Annotated in this window: 19 protein-coding genes, 1 tRNA gene and 1 pseudogene; 8 read left to right on the forward strand and 13 right to left on the reverse strand. The window is 60.0% G+C overall.

What is annotated here, in order from left to right:
• Positions 1-21: 21 nt before the first annotated feature.
• Positions 22-1746 carry a flippase activity-associated protein Agl23 gene (locus V5N13_RS14585; RefSeq protein WP_336361337.1) on the reverse strand — a complete coding sequence of 575 codons (1725 nt, stop codon included), beginning with the start codon at positions 1744-1746 and terminating at the stop codon, positions 22-24.
• A 124-nt stretch (positions 1747-1870) separates the two neighbouring features.
• On the opposite strand from V5N13_RS14585, the gene ribH reads away from it, so the two are divergent.
• Positions 1871-2275 (forward strand): 6,7-dimethyl-8-ribityllumazine synthase, encoded by a 405-nt coding sequence (gene ribH, locus V5N13_RS14590; protein WP_336361338.1) that lies wholly within the window; start codon positions 1871-1873, stop codon positions 2273-2275.
• Entirely contained in the window at positions 2272-3417 is a 1146-nt protein-coding gene (locus V5N13_RS14595) for a pyridoxal phosphate-dependent aminotransferase (RefSeq protein WP_336361339.1), read from the forward strand. The genes ribH and V5N13_RS14595 overlap by 4 nt, the downstream gene beginning before the upstream one ends.
• An 89-nt stretch (positions 3418-3506) precedes the next feature.
• On the opposite strand, the gene V5N13_RS14600 is transcribed toward V5N13_RS14595, so the two are convergent.
• On the reverse strand, positions 3507-4046 hold the full coding sequence (locus V5N13_RS14600) for a PH domain-containing protein (RefSeq protein ID WP_336361340.1): 540 nt from the start codon (positions 4044-4046) through the stop codon (positions 3507-3509).
• Between the two features lie 23 nt (positions 4047-4069).
• Positions 4070-4570 (reverse strand): annotated as a pseudogene (locus V5N13_RS14605) (PH domain-containing protein); the annotation flags it as partial.
• A 111-nt stretch (positions 4571-4681) separates the two neighbouring features.
• On the opposite strand from V5N13_RS14605, the gene V5N13_RS14610 reads away from it, so the two are divergent.
• On the forward strand, positions 4682-5332 hold the full coding sequence (locus V5N13_RS14610; protein ID WP_336361342.1) for a GNAT family N-acetyltransferase: 651 nt from the start codon (positions 4682-4684) through the stop codon (positions 5330-5332).
• A 20-nt stretch (positions 5333-5352) separates the two neighbouring features.
• Here V5N13_RS14610 and V5N13_RS14615 read toward each other — a convergent pair whose 3' ends face one another.
• Both V5N13_RS14615 and V5N13_RS14620 read right to left on the reverse strand, forming a co-directional pair.
• The gene (locus V5N13_RS14615; protein ID WP_336361343.1) at positions 5353-5781 is read right to left on the reverse strand and encodes an adenylyltransferase/cytidyltransferase family protein; all 429 of its coding nucleotides are present in this window, start codon (positions 5779-5781) and stop codon (positions 5353-5355) included.
• Positions 5778-6257 carry a Mov34/MPN/PAD-1 family protein gene (locus V5N13_RS14620; RefSeq protein ID WP_336361344.1) on the reverse strand — a complete coding sequence of 160 codons (480 nt, stop codon included), beginning with the start codon at positions 6255-6257 and terminating at the stop codon, positions 5778-5780. Before V5N13_RS14620 ends, V5N13_RS14615 begins: the two co-directional genes overlap by 4 nt.
• Positions 6258-6359: 102 nt before the next feature.
• On the opposite strand from V5N13_RS14620, the gene V5N13_RS14625 reads away from it, so the two are divergent.
• Both V5N13_RS14625 and V5N13_RS14630 read left to right on the forward strand, forming a co-directional pair.
• The gene (locus V5N13_RS14625; protein WP_336361345.1) at positions 6360-7493 is read left to right on the forward strand and encodes an acyl-CoA dehydrogenase family protein; all 1134 of its coding nucleotides are present in this window, start codon (positions 6360-6362) and stop codon (positions 7491-7493) included.
• Between the two features lie 80 nt (positions 7494-7573).
• A complete protein-coding gene (locus V5N13_RS14630) occupies positions 7574-9487 on the forward strand; it encodes a DHH family phosphoesterase (RefSeq protein ID WP_332898667.1) in 1914 nt (637 codons plus the stop codon).
• Here V5N13_RS14630 and V5N13_RS14635 read toward each other — a convergent pair.
• From V5N13_RS14635 to V5N13_RS14645, 3 genes are read right to left on the reverse strand one after another with little or no spacing between them, the layout of a single operon-like run.
• Positions 9484-11070, reverse strand: coding sequence for a phospholipase D-like domain-containing protein (locus V5N13_RS14635; RefSeq protein WP_336361346.1), 1587 nt, complete (start codon positions 11068-11070; stop codon positions 9484-9486). The genes V5N13_RS14630 and V5N13_RS14635 overlap by 4 nt on opposite strands.
• 42 nt (positions 11071-11112) lie before the next feature.
• The gene (locus V5N13_RS14640; RefSeq protein WP_336361347.1) at positions 11113-12390 is read right to left on the reverse strand and encodes a HEAT repeat domain-containing protein; all 1278 of its coding nucleotides are present in this window, start codon (positions 12388-12390) and stop codon (positions 11113-11115) included.
• A gap of 47 nt (positions 12391-12437) precedes the next feature.
• Complete coding sequence (locus V5N13_RS14645) at positions 12438-13121, reverse strand: protein sorting system archaetidylserine synthase (RefSeq protein WP_336361348.1); 684 nt, start codon at positions 13119-13121, stop codon at positions 12438-12440.
• A gap of 91 nt (positions 13122-13212) precedes the next feature.
• Here V5N13_RS14645 and V5N13_RS14650 point away from each other — a divergent pair, with 91 nt between their 5' ends.
• Positions 13213-13641 (forward strand): cupredoxin domain-containing protein, encoded by a 429-nt coding sequence (locus tag V5N13_RS14650; RefSeq protein ID WP_336361349.1) that lies wholly within the window; start codon positions 13213-13215, stop codon positions 13639-13641.
• A 40-nt stretch (positions 13642-13681) separates the two neighbouring features.
• Here the strand turns inward: V5N13_RS14650 and V5N13_RS14655 are convergent, their stop codons facing one another.
• Genes V5N13_RS14655 through V5N13_RS14670 form a run of 4 tightly spaced genes read right to left on the reverse strand, consistent with a single transcriptional unit; the run spans position 13682 to position 16210 of the window.
• A complete protein-coding gene (locus V5N13_RS14655) occupies positions 13682-14353 on the reverse strand; it encodes a 30S ribosomal protein S3ae (RefSeq protein WP_336361350.1) in 672 nt (223 codons plus the stop codon).
• Positions 14346-14579 (reverse strand): KEOPS complex subunit Pcc1, encoded by a 234-nt coding sequence (locus V5N13_RS14660; protein ID WP_332898673.1) that lies wholly within the window; start codon positions 14577-14579, stop codon positions 14346-14348. Before V5N13_RS14660 ends, V5N13_RS14655 begins: the two co-directional genes overlap by 8 nt.
• The gene (locus V5N13_RS14665; RefSeq protein WP_336361351.1) at positions 14576-15742 is read right to left on the reverse strand and encodes an exonuclease RecJ; all 1167 of its coding nucleotides are present in this window, start codon (positions 15740-15742) and stop codon (positions 14576-14578) included. The genes V5N13_RS14660 and V5N13_RS14665 overlap by 4 nt, the downstream gene beginning before the upstream one ends.
• A gap of 3 nt (positions 15743-15745) precedes the next feature.
• Positions 15746-16210, reverse strand: a complete 465-nt coding sequence (locus tag V5N13_RS14670; protein WP_336361352.1) for a 30S ribosomal protein S15 — start codon at positions 16208-16210, stop codon at positions 15746-15748.
• Between the two features lie 236 nt (positions 16211-16446).
• Between V5N13_RS14670 and V5N13_RS14675 the strand changes: the two genes are divergently transcribed.
• Positions 16447-16518, forward strand: a tRNA-Ala gene (locus V5N13_RS14675).
• Positions 16519-16829: 311 nt separating this feature from the next.
• Here V5N13_RS14675 and V5N13_RS14680 read toward each other — a convergent pair.
• Positions 16830-18302, reverse strand: coding sequence for an ArnT family glycosyltransferase (locus V5N13_RS14680; RefSeq protein ID WP_336361353.1), 1473 nt, complete (start codon positions 18300-18302; stop codon positions 16830-16832).
• A 183-nt stretch (positions 18303-18485) separates the two neighbouring features.
• Between V5N13_RS14680 and V5N13_RS14685 the strand changes: the two genes are divergently transcribed.
• Positions 18486-19130, forward strand: coding sequence for an FkbM family methyltransferase (locus tag V5N13_RS14685; protein ID WP_336361354.1), 645 nt, complete (start codon positions 18486-18488; stop codon positions 19128-19130).
• Positions 19131-19361 lie beyond the last annotated feature (231 nt).

The raw sequence follows: 19361 nt of genomic DNA on the forward strand, positions 1-19361 counted from the left end.
CTCGACTTGCGCTGCGAGTGGTTAGTTGAGATACGAGTCGTCGATGAAGATGACGATAGTGTCCGCCCAGAGGCGGAACTCGTGTTCGTGGGCGGTGTAGCCGTCGAGGTGCGGTTCGAGCTCCTCTTTATCCCACTCGTAAGCGATGACGACGGGTGGCATCTCCTCGATTTCACCGGGATCGGTGCCTGGCTTCGTGCTCGTCACTTCCGCGCCATCGGCTTCGAGATACCACGGTAAGGGCAGGCGAGTGTGCCACGCCGGACCGCCCGGTGGTGGAGACAGCGTACTCGATTCGTTTTCGACGTAGAAGCGCGTCTCTGTGCTCCCCGACGGTCTCGTGCCGTAAAAGAGCACGTCAGCGCCCTCTTCGTGGGTATCTGCGACGACCGCAATCTTATCGAGGCTCTCACGAAGGTCGTTGTGCGGTTGGGCCCACTGGAGGAGTTCTTTGTTCTCCTCGTTTGCCGAGTTGATGTAGGACACGTCAACGGCCGTCCCGACGCTAAATCCGGCGACAAAGAGGATGATGATGGCGGTCATGGCGACGCTCACGTTGTCCTCGTCTTCGAACGCTTCCCGGCCCCAGCGGATGATGAGCGAGACGCCAACCGCGGCGGGGATGGCGAGCGGGACAATCGCGTTCACGGTCGCCCACGGTGCCATGATGTCGGTCACGATAGGGTAGCCGAGGACGGAAACGAACCCCCAGTACGCGCCGAGTGCGACGAGGTCTCGGGGACCGTCTTTCGCGTAGCGGTCTGCGATGAAGCCAATGATGGCGAACGCAACGAGCGGCCCCGCGCCGTAGAGCAGCGTTTCTGCGAAATCACCGAGGAACGGGATATAGGCGTGGTCCTGATGGCCCCCAGCAACCCAGAGGCCGTAGAACTCCTGCCACGAGCCGACCGTCGCCTGTTCGACGACGGCGGGGAGGAGCGTCGGATTCGAGAACATGGTGTCGAAGCCAACGCCCGTGCCGCCGGCGCGCGGGGCGTAGAACACGACGATGATGACGATGAATTCGAGCAGGCCTACGGCGAGCGGGATGGCCCACGCGCGAAGCACGTCACGGAACCAGAAGCCGTAGTCCACAAGTTCCTGTTTCCACGAGTGGGGGAGGCGGTCACGTGCTCGAAACAGGCGGTGGTCGAGGAGCAAGACGGCCGCCCCAGCCCAGCAGACAGGGTAGAGAATCGCACTTTCTTTGGCCGTAAAGCCGAGGGTGAACGCGAGGACGCCGACGTAGAAGTAGCGGTGGCGACCTGTGTCGTACGCGCGGACGAAGAAGCTGAGCGCCATGAGCATGAACGCGGCGACGAGGAGGTCGTTGCGCATGAACCGCGAGTAGTAGAGCAGCAGTGGGTTCAACGCGAGAATGCCGGCTAACACGGCGACTTCGAGGTCGCGGAGGTGTTCGCGGAAGTTCCACGCCGAAAGCGGGAGTATCCCGCCGATGAGCGCGACGATGAGGCGCATCGAGAAGTCAGACGGGCCGAGCAGCGCAAACATGTACTTGTTCACGTGAAACAGAAACGGCCCGTGAACGATGGCGCGATACTCCCAAACGCCGGTTTCTGCGTAGCGGAGTGTCCAATAAGCGACGCGGCCTTCGTCCCAGTGGGCGACGCGGTCACCGAGGAAGATGAGACGCGCGACGAGTGCGACGGCGGCGATGGCGACGACCGCAAAGAGGAGTCTTCTGCGGCCGTCAGATCGAGGGCGAGAGTCGTCAACCGTTGCCATTGCCCCATCAGAGCGCACGAAGGGGTTAGAATCCTTCTGTTTGTCAAGCGCGCATTTCACCTATCGACTCGCAGGCGATACCGGGAACGGTACTTCTTTTAATGCCCTACTCCACCGCGAACACATGGTAACGCTTGGGTTGGTGGTCGCGCAGTTCAACCGCGCAATCACCGAGCAGATGGAGGAGTTGGCGCGCGAGGCCGCCGCAGACCGCGGCGCGGAAATCGCAGACACCCTCGCGGTACCGGGTGCGTACGACACGCCCCTCGCCGCAGACCGCCTCGCCCGCCGCGACGACATCGACGCAGTCGCGGTTCTCGGGTGTATCATCACCGGCGAAACGAGCCACGACGAAGTCATTGGCAACGCCGCCGCCCGAAAGCTCACCGACGTGAGCATCGCGCGCGACACGCCCGTCACCCTCGGCATTGCGGGGCCGGGTATGTCAGCAGACCAAGCCCGAGCACGTACCGACATGGGTGCCCACGCCGTCACGGGTGCCATAGACCTCGTGGAGGAACTACAATGAAATTCGCAGACAGAGTAAGACGTGTTGAACCGAGCGCGACCCTCGCCATCTCCAACCTCGCTTCCGAGTTGGAGGCAGACGGCGTGGACGTCGTAAACCTGAGCGTCGGTGAACCCGACTTCCCAACCCCCGAAAACGTGATTCAGGCGGGCAAGGACGCGATGGATGCGGGTCACACCGGCTACGCCCCAAGCAACGGAATTCCCCAGCTCAAAGCCAGAATCAAGCAGAAACTCGACGCAGACGGCCTCGACTACGCCGAGGACGAAATCATCGTCACGCCCGGCGCGAAACAGGCGCTCTACGAGACCGTCCAGACGCTCATTCAAGACGGCGATGAAGTCGTCCTCTTAGACCCAGCGTGGGTCAGCTACGAAGCGATGGTTAAACTCGCCGGTGGCGACCTCAAACGCGTCGACCTCGCCCCACACGACTTCCAGCTTGAGGCGGGCCTCTCTGACCTCGCGGAAGCCGTCACAGACGACACCGACCTGCTCATCGTCAACTCCCCGAGCAACCCGACCGGTGCGGTGTACTCCGACGCCGCCCTCGAAGGCGTTCGCGACCTCGCCGTCGAACACGACATTACGGTCATCTCAGACGAGATTTACGACGAAATCACCTACGGCGGCGTCACCCAGACGAGTCTCGGCACCCTTGATGGCATGGCAGACCGCACGGTCACCATCAACGGCTTCTCGAAGGCCTACTCGATGACTGGCTGGCGGCTTGGCTACCTCGCCGCGCCGAAAGCCCTCATTTCCGAGGCTGGCAAACTCCACTCCCACTCGGTGTCCTCTGCGACCCACTTCGTCCAGTACGCCGGCGTCGAAGCACTCGCCAACACCGACGAAGTCGTAGAAGAGATGCGCGCCGCGTTCGAAGAGCGCCGTGATTTCCTCGTGGACTTGCTCGCAGACCACGGCGTCGACGTGGCAGTCCCTGACGGCGCGTTCTACATGATGCTCCCCGTCGACGACGACGATTCGGCGTGGTGTGAAGGCGCAATCGAAGAGGCGCACGTCGCCACCGTCCCCGGCAGCGCGTTCAACGCACCGGGCTACGCGCGTATCTCCTACGCCAACAGCAAAGAGCGCCTGCAAGAGGCCGTAGACCGCCTCGTCGGAGCGGGCTACCTCTAACGACGCTCGTTCCGCCTCCTGATTTTCACCGGAAATGCGGTGTGCTTTCCACTAGTACTGCTCAGTAATACTGACTGGCAAAACCGCGGTTATCGGGTCGTCTCGAACGCCGCTCGCAGTGCCTTCACTTCGGCTAGCACGGCTTGCCACTGCGAGAGGCTGCCCGGAATCTCATCGACGGTCGCATGTTTGTCCACGAGCGCCCGAACGTCGCGCGGATTTTCGATGTTCGAGAACCGAATCGCACCGCCACCGGCGGCTTCGACGCCGACCGAGCCGTACCCGAACAGCGACCCCAACACGCCCTGAGAGAAGGCGCTGTTTTGCACCCGTGACATCGAGACGCGCCGAACGTTCCGCGAGAGAATGCCCGTTTTGCGATACAGCGCGGTGTTCGTCACGACGTACCGGGTGTTCACGACCGCGAGGTACGCAGTGCCCGCGAGCGCCACCCCGAGGAGCGAGGGCACGACGATGAGCGGTTGGTCGAACGCAATCGCAGCGGCGACGAGGCCACCGACGAACACCGCCGCGAGAATGAGCGCTGGAAGCACCGTCGTCAGGCGGGGGTGGCCCGACCACAGCACGTCTTCGCCTGCGTCGAGCACGAGCCACTCGTCGTCGCTCATGGGCGATTCTGCGGGGAGTTCGTCTCCATCGCCTGCCGCATGGCCCGAAGCTCTGTGAGGATTTCATCGAGCACGGCGGCTTTGTCGTCTGCCTCGCCGCCCCGGCCTTCGCGTCGGTTGATGCGCTCGTTGATGAGCGACTGGAGCTGTTGGGGTTCTGCGACGTTCTGGAAGCTGAGTTCGACGCCTGCCCCACCGGCCGTCGAAATGTCCACCGCACCGTAGCCGAACTGCGACCCGAAGAACGTCTGGCGGTACGAGGTGTCCTGCACTTTATCGAACTCGATGCGCTGGACGCTCCGTGAGAGTACGCCGGTTTTCTTGTACAGGGCGCGATTCGTCACCACGAAGTGCGTGTTTGTGTGCGTGAGATACGCGCCGATGACGATTGGAATCCCGACCAAGACGAGCATAAGCGGGATGCCGACGATGAACGCGGGAACGAGGCTGTAGGGGTGGGGCGTGTCCGCCCAGAGAATCTCCTCGCCCTCGTCTACGGTGAGCCAATCGAACTGTTCGTCCATGGCTGGTTATATCACGTTACGCGGATAACTGTTGGCAGTTTCGTCATGGGTTTCTCCCCGCAAACAGGCAACACACTCCGTCGATATTGGGCGGAGCGACTCGGCGTCCCGGTGAGCGCATTCGAAAAAGCTGGCCTCGCCATTGGAACCGCTGAAGAACGCGGAGTCCACCTGTTTCGCCACGGAGAGGCGTTGGTTGTCACCGCGCCGTCGCCTCATCTGGAAGCGGTCGAACACAACGTGTCGGCACTCGCCGCTCTCTATTTCGACTCCCGAGACGCCATCAGCGATTGGTTCGACGGCTTTGTCTCCCTCGAAGAACTCCTCGCTCCCGCATTCTACGGCTACACGGACAGCGAAGGCTTCGCTACTGTGAACTCGGCTGCTCGACTCCTCGAATCGACTGACGAAGCCGCCTACGAGGCGTTTCGTGCGAGCATTCCAGAAGACGAGTGGGACGCGGGTAGGACACCGTTCGCTCTCGGAACCACTGTTGGCCTGTTCGAGGACGACACGCTCGTCGCTGTGGCCGGATACAACGTGTGGGACGACTGCATCGCCCACATTTCAGTCGTGACGCACCCTGAGCACCGAAACGCAGGCAATGGGCGCGCAGTCGTTTCACGAGCCACCGAACAGGCGCTTGCTGCGGGACTCATCCCACAGTACCGCACACTCGACGAGTGGCCGTGGTCGGTTGCACTGGCTCAAAATCTTGGCTTCGAGCGATTCGCAACGTCGTATTTGGGTGTGGTCGAATAGGAACAGAAAGTTCGGACGAACTAGCACCGTTCGTTACAGATTTTCTCGATGATTCGCCCGGTTGAGAGCAACTCGCCCTCGAATTTTGTGTCTCGAATCGTCGCCCGGCGCACCTCACAGTCGATGCCGCGACCGGCGAGGGCGTCTGCAATCGCCGCCTCGTCGTGGTGTTGGTCGTGGCCGAGGACGATGATGTCCGGTTGAATCTCCTCGATTGGGACGAAGATGTCCTCTAAGTGCCCGAGGACGGCGTGGTCGACGCAGTTGAGTGCGGCAATCATGTCGCGGCGCTGTTCGTCGGGGAGAATGGGTTTCTGTTTGTGCGTCACGTTCGCCCGGCGGGCGATGATGACGTAGAGTTCGTCACCCATGGCCGCCGCTTCCTGCAAGTAGTGGAGGTGGCCGGGGTGGAGAATATCGAACGTACCCTGTGCAATTACCGTCGTCATTTGAGTTCCTTGTCGATGTCTTCCTGTGTGAAGTCGAAGAACGATTCGTCGGGGAGAGAAACGTCCAACACCGGGAGGTCGCGGCGGTTGCCCTCGCGGTCGAACGCTTTCCAGTCGTCGCGCCCGTATGGCGCGCCGACGATGATGTGTGCCTGGCCATTTCCGAAGGTTGCGAGGTCCGCGTCACTCGGCTTAATGACGCCGTTCGGGTGTGAGTGAACCGACCCGATGGATCGCATGTCGTTCGGAATCATGCTCGTCCGAACAGTCGCGCTCACGGAGTTCGATTTGGTGCCGGGGATGACGAGTACGTCGGTGATGACGACGCCTTCGTCGTCCAGCCCGAGGTCGGCCGCGCGTTCACCCCGCAGGAGGCCCATGTACTCGTTCGGGTGCGTCTCTCTCGACGCTTCGAGCACGAATTCGAGCGTCTCCTCGGCGATACCGAGAACCTCACTCGAACGGAATAGCCGCATGACGTTCACTCCGAGAGCGCGCCTTCTAAGCGTTCCGGAAGGGGTGCGCAGGCCGTTGCCGAGTGCCGTACACCTATCGGGTCGTGTGCGAAAGTACCACACATGGACTTTCGACTCACTGCAGACCAACGTTCGCTCCGCGACACCGTCCGCGCGTTCGCCACAGAGGAAATCGAACCGCGTGCTCGTGAGTTAGACCAACGGGATGAGTATCCCGCCGACATTCTCGCTGCGCTTGGTGACCAACGACTGACTGGCCTGACGCTCCCAGAGCAGTACGGCGGTCGAGGCGAGGGACTCGTCGAACTCTGTCTCGTGGTCGAAGAACTCGCCGCGGCGATGATGCCCGTTGCGAGCGCGCTTGCCCTCCACCTCGGGGTAGCCACAGTCATCGAACGCTTCGGGAGCGATGCGCTCAAAGACGACCTCCTGCCCAAGATGGCACGCTTCGAGACGGTCTGCGCGCTCGGCCTCAGCGAAGCGAACGCCGGAAGCGACAAACTGGCGATGGAGACGGAGGCGACACGAGACGGCGACGAGTGGGTCATCTCCGGGCACAAACAGTGGGTGACGAACTTCTTCGAAGCCGACTACGTGCTCACCTACGCGAAAACCGGCCCCGAAGAGGCGGCTCCCGAAAACATCAGTGCCTTCCTGATTCCGACTGACGAGTTTGAGGTCGAAACCGTCTGGGACACCCTCGGCGCGCGAAGCGTCCCTTCCCCGAAGGTCACGCTCGACGCGGTTCGCGTCCCCGACAGCCGCCGGGTTGGTGACGTTGGCATGGCCTACATCCAGCGAAAGACGGTCAACACCGGCGTCAACGTCCCTGCTCGTGGGGTTGGAATCGCCCGCGCCGCCCTCGAAAAGACGGTCGCCTACACGAGCGGCCGCGAGCAGTTTGGCGGCCCGCTCAGCGACTTCCAAGGACTCCGCTGGCGCGTCGGTGAGATGGCCACCCGCGTGGACACTGCCCGCCTGTTGACGCTTCGCGCGGCAGCCCGCGCCGACCGCGGCGACCCACTCAACGGCGCGATGCACATGGCGAAAATCCACGCCACCGAAACCGCCGTCGAAAACGCGAACGAAGCGATGCAGCTGCACGGCGGCCTCGGCTACACCACAGAGTGTCACGTAGAACGGTATCTCAGGGACGCAAAACTCCTCACAATCGCCGGCGGGCCGAACGAAGGTCACCGCGACGCGCTTGCGACAGCGGTGTACGATTCAGTGTAGTAGCCCACTCGCCTAGCCCCGCGTGCGAGAGAGACCGTTTGCAAAGCGTTAAACGGAGCAAAGCCAAACGGAAAATAAGAATGTCATCACCACCCGACGCCGGCGATTCTGCCGGAACAGGTTCTTCTGACCGGGTTGTTGTCTATGACCTCGCCGCGGAATGTACGCTTTCAGACGTCACCGCCGAGGAGTACTACCACGCAACCGTAAACGGGGTCGTCGATTACGGCATCTTCGTCGATATTTCAGACGACGTGTCCGGCCTCGTCCACGAATCACAGCTCAACGCAACGTACCAGGTCGGCGACGAACTCGTCGTCTACCTCACCGAAATCCGTGAGAACGGCGACCTGAGTTTCACCGTTGGCGACCTTCCAGAGTACGAAACGGTCACCGTCGCCCACGACTACGAGATTTCTGACGCTGACTCGCTCTCGCCGTCTTCGACCGACACGGTTCATTTAGAAGGCGAAGTCGTCCAAATCAAACAGACCGGCGGCCCAACTATCTTCCAGGTTCGCGACGAGACGGCCGTCGTGCCGTGTGCCGCGTTCGAGGAAGCCGGCGTTCGCGCCTATCCCGACATCGAAGTCGGCGACGTCGTTCGCGTCACGGGTGTCGTCGACTCGCGCGACGACGCCGTGCAGGTTGAAGCCTCCAACATCGACCACCTCGACGGCGAGGAAGCAGCGGAGGTCACCGCCCGTCTCGACGCCGCGCTCGACGAGCGCTCGCAGGTCGAAGACGTCGAACCGCTCATCGACTGGCCCGCATTCGAGAAGCTTCGCCCCGACTTAAAGCGCGTGGCGTCGCTGCTCCGCCGGACGGTGCTCGAAGGCCGCCCCATCAAGATGCGCCACCACGCAGACGGCGACGGCATGTGCGCAAGCGTGCCCGTCCAGTTGGCCATCGAACGGTTCATCGAGGAAACCCACCAAGACCCATCGGCCGCCCGCCACCTGCTCAAGCGTCTGCCGAGCAAGGCGCCGTTCTACGAGATGGAAGACGTCGTGCGCGACCTGAACTTCTCGCTCGAAGACCGCGCGCGCCACGGTCAGAAGCTCCCCCTCCTGCTCATGCTCGACAACGGCAGCACCGAGGAGGACATCCCGGCCTACCAGAACCTCGCCCACTACGACATCCCAATCGTCGTCGTTGACCACCACCACCCCGACCCTGAAGCGGTCGAACCGCTCGTCGAGGAGCACGTCAACCCATACATGCACGACGAGGACTACCGCATCACGACGGGCATGATGTGTGTCGAACTCGCCCGGATGATTTACCCGGGCATCAAAGACGAACTCAATCACGTTCCTGCTGTCGCCGGTCTCACCGACCGCTCGAAAGCCGAGGTGATGGACCAGTACATCGCCCTCGCCGAGGCAGAAGGCTACTCCGAGGAAGACCTCTGGGACATCGGTGAAGCCCTCGACTACGAGGCTTACTGGCTCAAGTACAACGACGGTCGTGACCTCATCAACGACATCCTCAACGTCGATTGCGACGACGAAGAGCGCCACCGGAAACTCGTCTCGTTCCTCTCCTCGCGCGCAGAGCGCGACGTAGAGAAGCAACTCGACTCGGTGATGCCACACGTCGAACACGAAGTGCTCGACAACGATGCCCACCTCTACCGCATCGACTTAGAGCGCCACGCCCACCGCTTTACCTACCCGGCACCCGGGAAGACCACGGGCGAAATCCACGACCGCAAGGTCAAAGAGACGGGCGAGTCGGTCATCACCATCGGCTACGGGCCCGACTTCTCCGTGCTCCGCTCTGACGGTGTCCGTCTCGACATCCCGAACATGGTCCAAGAACTCCAAACGGAGGTCAAAGGCGGCGGCGTCAGCGGTGGCGGCCACCTCGTCGTCGGTTCGATCAAGTTCGTCAAAGGCATGCGCGAAGAAGTGCTCGACGCGCTCGTCGAGAAGATGGCAGCCGCGGAAATCGACGAAGAACTCCGCAGCACCGTCGCTACCCACGACTAAGCCTCGAAGCGGATTTTTCTCCCCGCTGCTCCCGCGCCGAGTGCCGACAGGGTAACCGCTGCAACCATACCACCCGAGAGTCGCCACGAACCGCCGCGCCAGTCTGCGTCGAATACGTCCGAGTAATACGCGCCAACGTCGCTTCCGTGGAGGACAACGACGACCTCTCGATTCTCGCGCAGCGCGTGGTCGTTCCAGTTCAAACTTCCGAGGACGACGGTGTCGCCGTCGATGACGACGTCTTTCGCGTGAATCTTCTCGAAGCGTCCGCGCGGTTCTGCGACCCGTGCTTCGAGCGACAGCCCATCTCTGGTGGCGCGCTGGTTGAGCCACCGCACAAGTTCGCGGTTCTCCTCATGGACGTACCACGCACAGCTTAGCAGGATACGAACCTCGACACCGCGTTCTGCGGCGCGAACCGCGGCGCGGAGCAGCGCGTGGTCACGACTCCCGATGGTGACCTGCTCTACCAGAAGCGAGTCCGTCGCGTTGTCGATGTGGGCGACCAATTGCGGTTCTGCGTTGTCAGGCGTGACGAGCAGTTCGACGCGCTCTGCGTGCATGTCAGCGGGTGAAAACTGAGAGGGGTACGAGCCGTTTGCCCGCGGCGCGGTGACGAACTCGCGGCTGTCTCGAACCGCTGACCACGGCGTGGTGGCCCGCCACCCACTGTCCGCAGCGAACGTGTCTGCAAGCGCCGCTGCGAGCGTGGCATTTCTGACTTCGACGCCCCAGCCGCGACTCGCGTTGCCACCAACGCCCGCCGGTTTCCAGTTTTCGGTGAGAACGAGCGCCTGCGAATCGACGAAGGCGTACTTCGCGTGGTGAAAGGAGTAGCGGGCGCGGTTGCCGCCGATGAGTTTTACTGGAATACCTGCACCGACGAGTCGGTCGAGTTCGTCGCGTTGGTTGACCGTTATCCCGCCCACGGGTTCGCGGTCGAGCAACACGCGAACCGTGACGCCGCGCTGTTTCGCGGCGATGAGCGCGTCGGTGATTCGGGGCGACGAGAAGGTGTACCCCGCGAGGAGAATTCTGTGGTTTGCTGTGTGGATGGAGTCGAGTGTGGTGTTCGGCGCGTCCGGCAGCACGAACGTCGTGACGGCGGTGTTCTGCACGGAGACGGGCGAGAAATCGGTTGCTCCGAGCGGTTCCCACGTCCAGCCACGTTCGGTTCGCACCCAGCGTTCGCTCTCTGGAGCGTTTTGGTAGCTCACCTGTGCGACGCGGTTTCCGTTTTTTCGTAGCGTGAGCGTCTCGCCGCCGTTTGCGAGTTCGAGCGCGCGAGGGAGCGCGAAAATTCGATGGTCGGTGAGATTCGAGGCGCGGTCGGGATGCGCCGTCAGGGCGACGGTTCCGTGTAGGTTCTCGGTGGGCAGCGAAACGGTGTCTTCGCCGTCAGCGAGCGTCCAGTTGCCGGAGATATGGTCGGGAAATGAGATGACGACGAACTCGCCTGCATCGTCGTCGGCGACTGGATTCGGGTAGACCGCGACGAAGCTGGGCGAGTCGCTACTCGCCACAGCCGTGGCTGGGACGGCTGTGAGAACGAGTACGAATACGAGAACCACGCGGGCGAACACGCCCCGGAGTGGCCCCGGCTTCGTTCAAAAAGGTTCGGCTGGTTAGGCCGCGGGTTCGCTCTGGACTGCGAGCGCGTCGTCCGCCTTCTCGGCTTCGACCTGCACGATGTAGGACTTGTCTTCGTTGTAGCGGGCGACTTCCTCTAAGGCGGCTTCCGTTCCAATCTGGTTGAGCGCCCACGCGGCACTCGCGCGGACGTTGTCCGATTCGTCGTCGTCGAGCACGTCGCCGAGCGGGGAGACGGCACGAGTGTCTCCGAGCAGGCCGAGCGCGCGGGCGGCCTGACTGCGGACGCCTTCGTTCTCAGCGACGAGGTTGTTGGCGATGACCTGGGTGGCTTCTTCGTCGCCAATCTCGCCAAGCGCCTTCATCGTGACCTTCTGGAGCTGCGGGTCGTTGTCGGCTTCGACGTACTCGAGCAGCGTGTCGAGGGCGTCTGGGTTGCCAATCTTCCCGAGCACCTCAATCTGTGGCTTCTTGCGCTTCTGGGCCGGGCCGAGCATGGCCTCGTAGGCCTCCGGCGAGCCCAGGCGCTTTAGCGCCTCGATGCACCGTTCCTGCATGAAGTTCGATTCGAGCATGTCGAGCGCGAGGAGAATCATCTCCGGGTTGTTCCCCTGCTCGTAGATGCGGACCGCGGTGAGTTCCGGCGGGTAGTCTTTGCGGTTTTTCGGCGTGAGAACGTCGTAGAAGCCCTGTGCATCGAGCTTTTCGACGACGGTGAGGTCGTCCCACTCTTGGGCGTCCGCTAAGTCCTGTTTGAACGCCTCGGTCGCTTCGACGAGCGCGGCGATGGTCTCTGCGTCCTCATCTGCGTCGAGGCCAGCGCTCGAAACGGCTTCCGCGATGTCGTCGAGCGTGCTGAGCACGTCGAAGTGCGAGGGGCTTTTGACGCTAAAGGAGGCGTCGAGAATCTCGCCCATCGCGTCGGCGTAGGACTCGGTGGCTTCGACGACTTCGTCTTCACCTTGCTCGGTCCACTCGCCGTCTTCGATTTTGGTCTTTGCCTCTTCGATGTCGCTCACGACGTCTTCTGCGTACGGGCCGCGAGCGTCTTCGAGCGCGTCGCGCAGGTCGCTCAGTGTCGATTCCAGTTCCTCGCGGGGGTCGTCCTCGTCGTCCTCCGGTTCTGGGAGGTCTGCGGCTTCGAGGTCGGCTTCGATGGCGTCGAGCGTCGCCTCGACGTCGTCTAAGTCCGACTCGGTTTCGGCCGCGTCGAGGGATTCTTCGGCCTCGGTGAGGCGTTCCTCGAACGACTCGGGTGTTACGGCGGGTGCGTCCTCCGCGGGGGTCTCTGGTTCCTCGTCCCCGTTGCTCATATACGTGAACTTCCGGCAGGTCAACCTAAGAGCGTTTCCCTTCGGGCTTATCGCCAGTAAAAGCGCGGGGCCAACACGAGGTAGGCCACCGCGGCCACCAACAGGGCTTTCGGGAAAATGCGGTCGAGTGTGAGGGGGGCAAGAATGGCGAGTGCCTGAATCACACCCATCGCAATCGCGTCACGGGCGTACAGTTCCGGATACTGAATCGTCGTCACCATCAGGTAGGCGAACAGCCCCGCGAGCGCGACGAGCAGCGTCGCGTGCTGGAAGCCCGCGAGATACACGACTGCGAGAATCGTCCCGGCAAGCGTCGATTGGACGCCTTCGGTGGTGTTTTTAGCCACGTCGTAGGCGGTGTAGAGGCCGAGGCGGATGACCGCGGCGGCGACGAACAGTGCGGGAAGGGCGAGTGCGGCGATACCTCGTGGCGAGAGGTCACCGAGGACGAGCCCCCACTGGGCGTTGGCGACGCTCACGACGAACAGTGCGGGTGCGACGCCAAAGGAGGCCACGTCCGCGAGCGAGTCGAGATAGTCACCGACAGGTGTTCCGCCCATCTTGCGGGCGATAACGCCGTCTAAGCCGTCGGCAACGGCGGCGAGCAGTATCAGTCGCGCGGCGAGTGCGGGGTCTACCATCGCCACGGCCGCGGCGAGAAAGCCGAGCGCCGCGTTGGAAACCGTGACCACGTCTGCGAGACCCAACCGCCCGACGAAACGGGGCTGCATACTCTGGCGGTAGAGAGGTTCGGCCTTACCTCTTTATGTTCGGACACGACCAATCAGCGAGCATATATTGTTCCGGCGGTGAGCCTCTGGTATGCACCGGCGTGCGTTCCTCTCAACCGCCGCAACCGCACTGACCCTTTCTGTGGCTGGCTGTACGAGTTCGGGCCAGCCAGACGAGAACACTGACTTCGACATCGGTATGTCAGCAAACCGGTTTGAGCACCCGAACGACCCCTACGAGGTGCCCGTGGGCGAGCCAATTGTGTGGAAGAACACCGGTGGGCGGACCCACACCGTGACGGCCTACGATGCCGACATTCCCGAGGGCGCAGCCTACTTCGCCTCCGGCGCCTTCGAGTCAGAGCAGGAAGCTCGCGACGCGTGGATGGGCGACCTCGGCGGCTCGATTGCACCGGGCGAAACCTTCGAGTACACCCCGGAAGTGCCGGGCGAGTACACCTACTTCTGTGTCCCCCACGAACCCGGCGGCATGATTGCGACGTTCGTCGTCACTGAGTAACACTGTCGGCACGCCGAGTCCACAAAAGAAAGAGTACGGCTTACTCTTCGGTTTCTTCGTCGTCGTCCGCTGCGACTTCTTCTGCAACGTCGTCTTCGTCAACGCTGACAGAGGCTTCTTCCTCGGCCTCAACCTCGTCTGGGTGGGCTTCGAGGGTGAACTTCTGGATTTCGACGCGGCGCAGTGGGTAGATGGTCTTCGCCTCTGCGTAGATTGCAGAGGAGATGCGACCGTCTACGATGCTGTCGACAATCTGCTCGTAGGTGTGGTCCTCGATGGTCTCTTCGACCATCGTGATCATCTGCTTGCGGATTGCGTGTTCCTGACTGTGGTCTGCGCGCTTGGTCGTGAGCGCGAGTGGCTGAATCTCGACGCGGTAGCCATCTTTCGTGATGGCCGTGATGTTCGCGTCGATTTTCGAGGCACCGCGGCGGACGAGGCTGCGCAGGTAGTCACGGGTGAGTTCGTGTTTGACGAACTCGGTGTACGCGGCGTCGCTGCCGACGTCGTTCACCTTGAAGGTGAGTTTGGTGTTGTTCTTGCTGGCGTCGTTCGTAAGTTCGCCAAGCGTCGTTTCGATGGTTCGGTCGTAGACCTTCTCGGGTTCGTCAGCAGGCGTCTGACCGAGCTCTGCGCGGTCGAACTGCTCAGGTGCGAGCACCTTGTACCAACGCTTCTGCTGTTTTCGTCGAGAAACGGATCGTTCACTCATTGTTGGATTCTGTTTTCGGGTTGTTCGTAAGCTGTGCTGCCACCGTGAGGTTCACCACGTAGTCGTCAACGGTCGACTGCAGGCCGCCGGTTGTCTCGCGCTCGACGGTCATCTCGATGGTATCATCGGTGACCGTCATGCGCATCTCTGGCGTGTTGTCCGGCGCGAGCGCCGCCGCAACCTGTGCGGCGTGCTCGTGCGTCGTCCGGATGGTAGCGCGCTTCATTGTGCCTCCCGGAACGCCGTGACGAACTCCGAAGCCGACACGTCGGCTTCGAACTCGGCGTAGCCCTGTCTGTCGCGGCCGCCGCCGGTTCCGGAGACGGCGGTCGCGGCGGTTGCCATCTGTTCGCCAATCTGTCCCTGTTCTTCGGTCGCGCACGCGGCGGCTTTCCCTTCCGAGACGACCAGCGCCACGGGTTCCGGCGAGCGGAAGTCCCGAAGCAGGCGGGCCGTCGTGCGGACGGGTGCCGGCTCACCCTCTGCGGATTCGATGCGTGCAACGAACAAGCCGTCGTACCGGCCAGTCGTCGCCCCGCGAAGTGCGGTGTGCGCCCGTTTTGCGTGGGCGCGCCACGCGTCCAAGGCGGGCGTTTTCACATCGTGTCCGAGAGCGAGCGCGAGCGCCGTGCCGGGCGCTTCGCGGGCGACCACATCGAGGACGTCTGCGAACCCCTCGACCGTGGTAAACGGGCCATCGGTCGCGTGGGGGTGCAGCGCGCGTTCGACTGCCTCTGCGGCTCGTGGCGTCGCCCCGTCAGCCGAGACGGTTTCGAGGGCGAGCAACGAGGCGAGGCGTCGCTGTGCGCGCGTGTCGAGGTCAACAGGTAACTCAAGGTCAGCAAGCGACGCGGTCACGGCTCCTTCGTTCCCGGAGAACGAGGCGTGAGCGAGCGTCGTGTGTGCGAGGCCGTTTGCGAGGTCGGCGGTCGGAATTCCGACGCCGGGTCGCTGGGTCACGAGGTCGCGCGACTGTGCGCGATCGAGGACCTCCGCATACTCGCTTGGATGTCCCTCTGCGGCGACGACGCCCGCGAGGGCGAGTACCGGGTCGGGATCTGCAGCGAGTTCGCGGGCCGCGGCCTCTGCAAGAACGCTTGCTGGCTCCGTGCTGGCGGCGATGGCACCGTCGTACGACGGGTGAGTCCCGCCGACGAGGAGTGTGGTGACGTCGTCCGTGTTGTCCGGTCGCGCGAGGTTCCCAGAGCGGGCGACGCTCGCTTGGAATGGGACGCCCGCATCGCTCAACGCGCGGGCGATGAGGCCCGTCGCGGCGAGCGCATCACCGTCTGCGTGGGCGACGAACCGAACAAAGTCGGCGTCGCGGCAGAGAGCAGCGATTTCACTCGCGTCGGGGGCGTCTGGTCCAGTGCGACCGGTTGCGGACATGGATTACGCGAGAATCTCTTTGGCGTCTTCGTACTCGTACTTGAAGTCCGCCGCAAGCTTGTTGCCGCGGTAGTACGAGACCAGTCGGCGTACTTTCGATTCGGTGTTCTGGAGCGCGCGCTTGTTCTGGTGGTCGTTCGGGTTCTCCTCCATGTGGTCACGGAGGCGCACGGCGCGCTCCATGAGGTTACGGAGGTCTTCGGGGAGGTCACTGGTTGCGTCATTCTCGTCGAGAATTTCGGTGACCTTCTTGCCCGTCGCCAGCTTGACGTTCGGGACAGGCGTGCCCTGAACGCCCTCGTCACGGAGTTTGAGTCCGATGACGGCTGGGGTGTGACCCTGTTCTGCAAGTTCGACGACGCGTTCTTCGACTGCGTCTGCGTCGACGTCGCTCCACTCCGGTGGTTCGTCAGCCACGGGTCGGTCCGATTTGGACGAGCCGCGGCGTCGAGTGTGCATTCGTGCCATAGTTGAGGATAGGAACCGCACAGACCGCTCTAGATGTTTCGGCGCGGGACGCGCCGGACACTACCGCAATCCCTGAGCCGTGCAATGGCACGGCGATGTCAGATTTGCGGCCGTGTTGTTCCCACGAGTAGTTCACCTCCTGAGCCACTAAACGGTTTCTATGCGGATTTTCCGGGCACGCGAGGGTGGTTCGATGGGTTTATGAACAACCACCGGAAAGCGAATATTGCTGGCGCGGGCTTGTAGATCAGGGGTAGATCACTCCCTTGGCATGGGAGAGGCCCCGGGTTCAAATCCCGGCAAGTCCATAGTTTTCTGACGGCGCAAAATCGACGAGCGTAGCGAGTCGCTGCGCCGTCGATAGCTATACGACGCAGCCGGGATTTGAAGCCCTGGAAGACGCAGTCTCCGAACGAAGTGAGGGGAACCGTCTTTCTCCGGGTTCATTTCTCTAAGCGACTCTGCCGCTTCGAAGTTCGAACCTCCAAAGACCGTGTTCTCTTTCGGCAAGTCAATTGCTCCTTGATGTCATATGGACAATATATTATGAGAGTTGTGAGAAACAGCGATCATCGAAGAGGACCTGACATTTTTTGTGTCGTTTCATTGCAAACGAGTTTTAAGTTCTAACCCAAATTGAGATTCCTCGATTATACGTCGCTTTCTGCTTGTATTCCTTCATAACAGCGTCACAAATTCTTGGAGAGCGATCACACCCTCGGAGAACAACCACAGGGGGTTGCTCCGTCTCAAGCTCCTGGATTACGCTTCCAGACGTAAATGAATTATTCCGATTTATTGGAAGGTAGTATACATTTTCCCCCAATGGTTGCCGACCGCTCAGGAAGTAATATTGTGGCTCAGCAGTCACAACGAGTAAATTCTCGCTACCATGAGATAATCTATTAATGTCTGATGCAATTGCTTGTTGGTCATCTAGACTGAAGCCAGTAGCTTGGTGGTGAGCATTTGTTACCCCAATCAGAGTTGGAGTGAATAGAATCAAGAATATAAGAATAACACAGGTTCTCGTCCATGGTGTGGCGACTTTATAGCTGGTAACTTGGTTGAGAAAATGTGCAATATCGTCCAGGAACAGTGCTGTAAGAAGAACTGCGAATGGGAGTGGCTGGATGAAATAATGTCCATACTGTCGAAGGAGGAGAGGGAGGAGTGAAAGTACGAAGAGTATTCCAGTGATCGAACGCCCGAACCCATCTCGTTTCCAATAACTTACGAGGAGCCCACCAACAGCTCCGATCCACACTAGCGAAACAGGGTTAATTTGTAAATGGATGATTTCAAAGGCTGTCTGAAGAGAGTTTCCTGAATACGATTTATTCACTACAACTGTCCAAAACAGCAAGTCGTCAAATGCATCTTGAGCTAAGAAAAAAATTGCGATGAGAAGTCCCGGGACAGAGATTCCGAGGAGTATATATGCTAAATTTCGACGTTTTTCTTGACAAAGAACGAAATATCCGAGAACTCCAATAACAGTTAACAGTGCGGTTTGTTTGTATGCACATGCAATCCCAGCGGTTAGACCAATAATGAAATAGATACGTGACTGACCACGGTCTGCGTAGGTGGCTGTCAGGAGTGTTGCCATTGACCAAAGTGCAACAAATTGTTCGGTGAGTATCCAGAGACCTTGATATGCGGTTAGGCAAGCGAGATATAATGAACCGGCAAGTAATCCGGCGTGGAGTGAGGAAAGACGTCTGCCTACCAGCACAATAAGCACTGCTGTTGCAGCATTTGTCAGATATAGGAGGAGTCGAGCCGGATAAATTGATTTTTCAATAGCCAACGCAGCAGCAATCGTGTAGTAAATTCCTGGGGGTTTGTGATCAACGAGATTAGCGTATGGGAGGGATCCTTGTAAGATGCCGTTTGCGATTGTGAGAAAGGCCCCAGTATCGCGTGGTATTCTAATTGGAAGAAACAGTGTTTGATACCAAATCAAGAGGACAAGAAAGCTGCCAAGACTGGCGGTTAATATGGCTGTAAGGAGGTGTGAGTGTTTGTTGAGATCTTGTATGATTCTTGTAAAGTCGCCCACGTGAAGTTCTTGTTCAACAAAATACACCAGGGATATTAAATATTATTTAGTTGTATTTCCAACAACTACTTCTGATATTTTGGGATATTTCGACTCTTGCAAGGTAAAAATCAGGCATTGCCTTTTTCACCGGCCTTATCACTATAAAAAATACAAGACTTCTTTAGCAGTCGTTCTGTAACGATGAATAGAATGTCGGTGAAGCGTCGCTTGTACGAGAATCTCTTCAGTCCTATTCTCGATATTTGGACTGCAAAACGATTGCGGACAGAAGGCTACTATCAGATATCTCCAATCAATCCCAAAATACAAGAATTTCAACTTTGGCTACCTGGAAACGGTGCATTCCAGCGGAAGCGGATGCGGGGGGAGTTAGAACCTGAAGTACTAGACCTGCTAGTCAACCATATTTCTCCGGGTGATACCGTGTTTGATGTTGGTTCTGCGTGGGGATATTTCGCACTTGCAATTAGCACCCTTGACACGGACGTTTACGCGTTTGAAATCGATGAAGAGCGCGTTAGACATATTGAGGAATCTGCGGAGCGATCCGACCTTTCTGTAACTGCGACTGCAGGAGCAGTTGGAACTGAGATACTCCTTGATGAGTATCCAACACCTGATGTAGTGAAGATGGATATTGAAGGGTGGGAATACAAAGCACTCGTGACGGCGCCAAACCTACTACGTGCAAAACCAACACTCATTATTGAGTTACACAGCCCAGATGTGTCGCTTGCAGGCTCACACTCCGCCGAAATTTCCGAAATTTATACACTTCTAGAGGAGTACGGCTATGATATTACAGAACTTGACAAACGTGGCGATAATAACTACCACATACTCGCACAGTAAGCAAACCAGTCTGTACTATAACTCATCTAGTTCTATACACCATTTCTGACCATCAACTGATAAATTAGTACCTTCGCAAAACCGAGTAGCACAGTGTTTCAGAAAATAACGCGAGGCTGAGCGGGACTAACGTAGTACGGTTTTGAGTTGAGTTGCGAAATATTCAGCGACGAACTGCCGTTTATCTCACCCAAGTAAGTAGCTTTGAGTTACACTGGTGACACGTCTGCT

It is taken from the genome of Haladaptatus sp. ZSTT2, assembly GCF_037081775.1.
Lineage (GTDB): Archaea > Halobacteriota > Halobacteria > Halobacteriales > Halococcaceae > QDMS2.

What these genes read in the sequence shown, in the direction of transcription:
- V5N13_RS14585 (WP_336361337.1), bottom strand. Translation starts at nt 1,746, where the DNA reads ATGGCAACGGTTGACGACTCTCGCCCTCGATCTGACGGCCGCAGAAGA.
- ribH (WP_336361338.1), top strand. Translation starts at nt 1,871, where the DNA reads ATGGTAACGCTTGGGTTGGTGGTCGCGCAGTTCAACCGCGCAATCACC.
- V5N13_RS14595 (WP_336361339.1), top strand. Translation starts at nt 2,272, where the DNA reads ATGAAATTCGCAGACAGAGTAAGACGTGTTGAACCGAGCGCGACCCTC.
- V5N13_RS14600 (WP_336361340.1), bottom strand. Translation starts at nt 4,046, where the DNA reads ATGAGCGACGACGAGTGGCTCGTGCTCGACGCAGGCGAAGACGTGCTG.
- V5N13_RS14615 (WP_336361343.1), bottom strand. Translation starts at nt 5,781, where the DNA reads ATGACGACGGTAATTGCACAGGGTACGTTCGATATTCTCCACCCCGGC.
- V5N13_RS14620 (WP_336361344.1), bottom strand. Translation starts at nt 6,257, where the DNA reads ATGCGGCTATTCCGTTCGAGTGAGGTTCTCGGTATCGCCGAGGAGACG.
- V5N13_RS14625 (WP_336361345.1), top strand. Translation starts at nt 6,360, where the DNA reads ATGGACTTTCGACTCACTGCAGACCAACGTTCGCTCCGCGACACCGTC.
- V5N13_RS14630 (WP_332898667.1), top strand. Translation starts at nt 7,574, where the DNA reads ATGTCATCACCACCCGACGCCGGCGATTCTGCCGGAACAGGTTCTTCT.
- V5N13_RS14640 (WP_336361347.1), bottom strand. Translation starts at nt 12,390, where the DNA reads ATGAGCAACGGGGACGAGGAACCAGAGACCCCCGCGGAGGACGCACCC.
- V5N13_RS14645 (WP_336361348.1), bottom strand. Translation starts at nt 13,121, where the DNA reads ATGCAGCCCCGTTTCGTCGGGCGGTTGGGTCTCGCAGACGTGGTCACG.
- V5N13_RS14650 (WP_336361349.1), top strand. Translation starts at nt 13,213, where the DNA reads ATGCACCGGCGTGCGTTCCTCTCAACCGCCGCAACCGCACTGACCCTT.
- V5N13_RS14655 (WP_336361350.1), bottom strand. Translation starts at nt 14,353, where the DNA reads ATGAGTGAACGATCCGTTTCTCGACGAAAACAGCAGAAGCGTTGGTAC.
- V5N13_RS14660 (WP_332898673.1), bottom strand. Translation starts at nt 14,579, where the DNA reads ATGAAGCGCGCTACCATCCGGACGACGCACGAGCACGCCGCACAGGTT.
- V5N13_RS14665 (WP_336361351.1), bottom strand. Translation starts at nt 15,742, where the DNA reads ATGTCCGCAACCGGTCGCACTGGACCAGACGCCCCCGACGCGAGTGAA.
- V5N13_RS14670 (WP_336361352.1), bottom strand. Translation starts at nt 16,210, where the DNA reads ATGGCACGAATGCACACTCGACGCCGCGGCTCGTCCAAATCGGACCGA.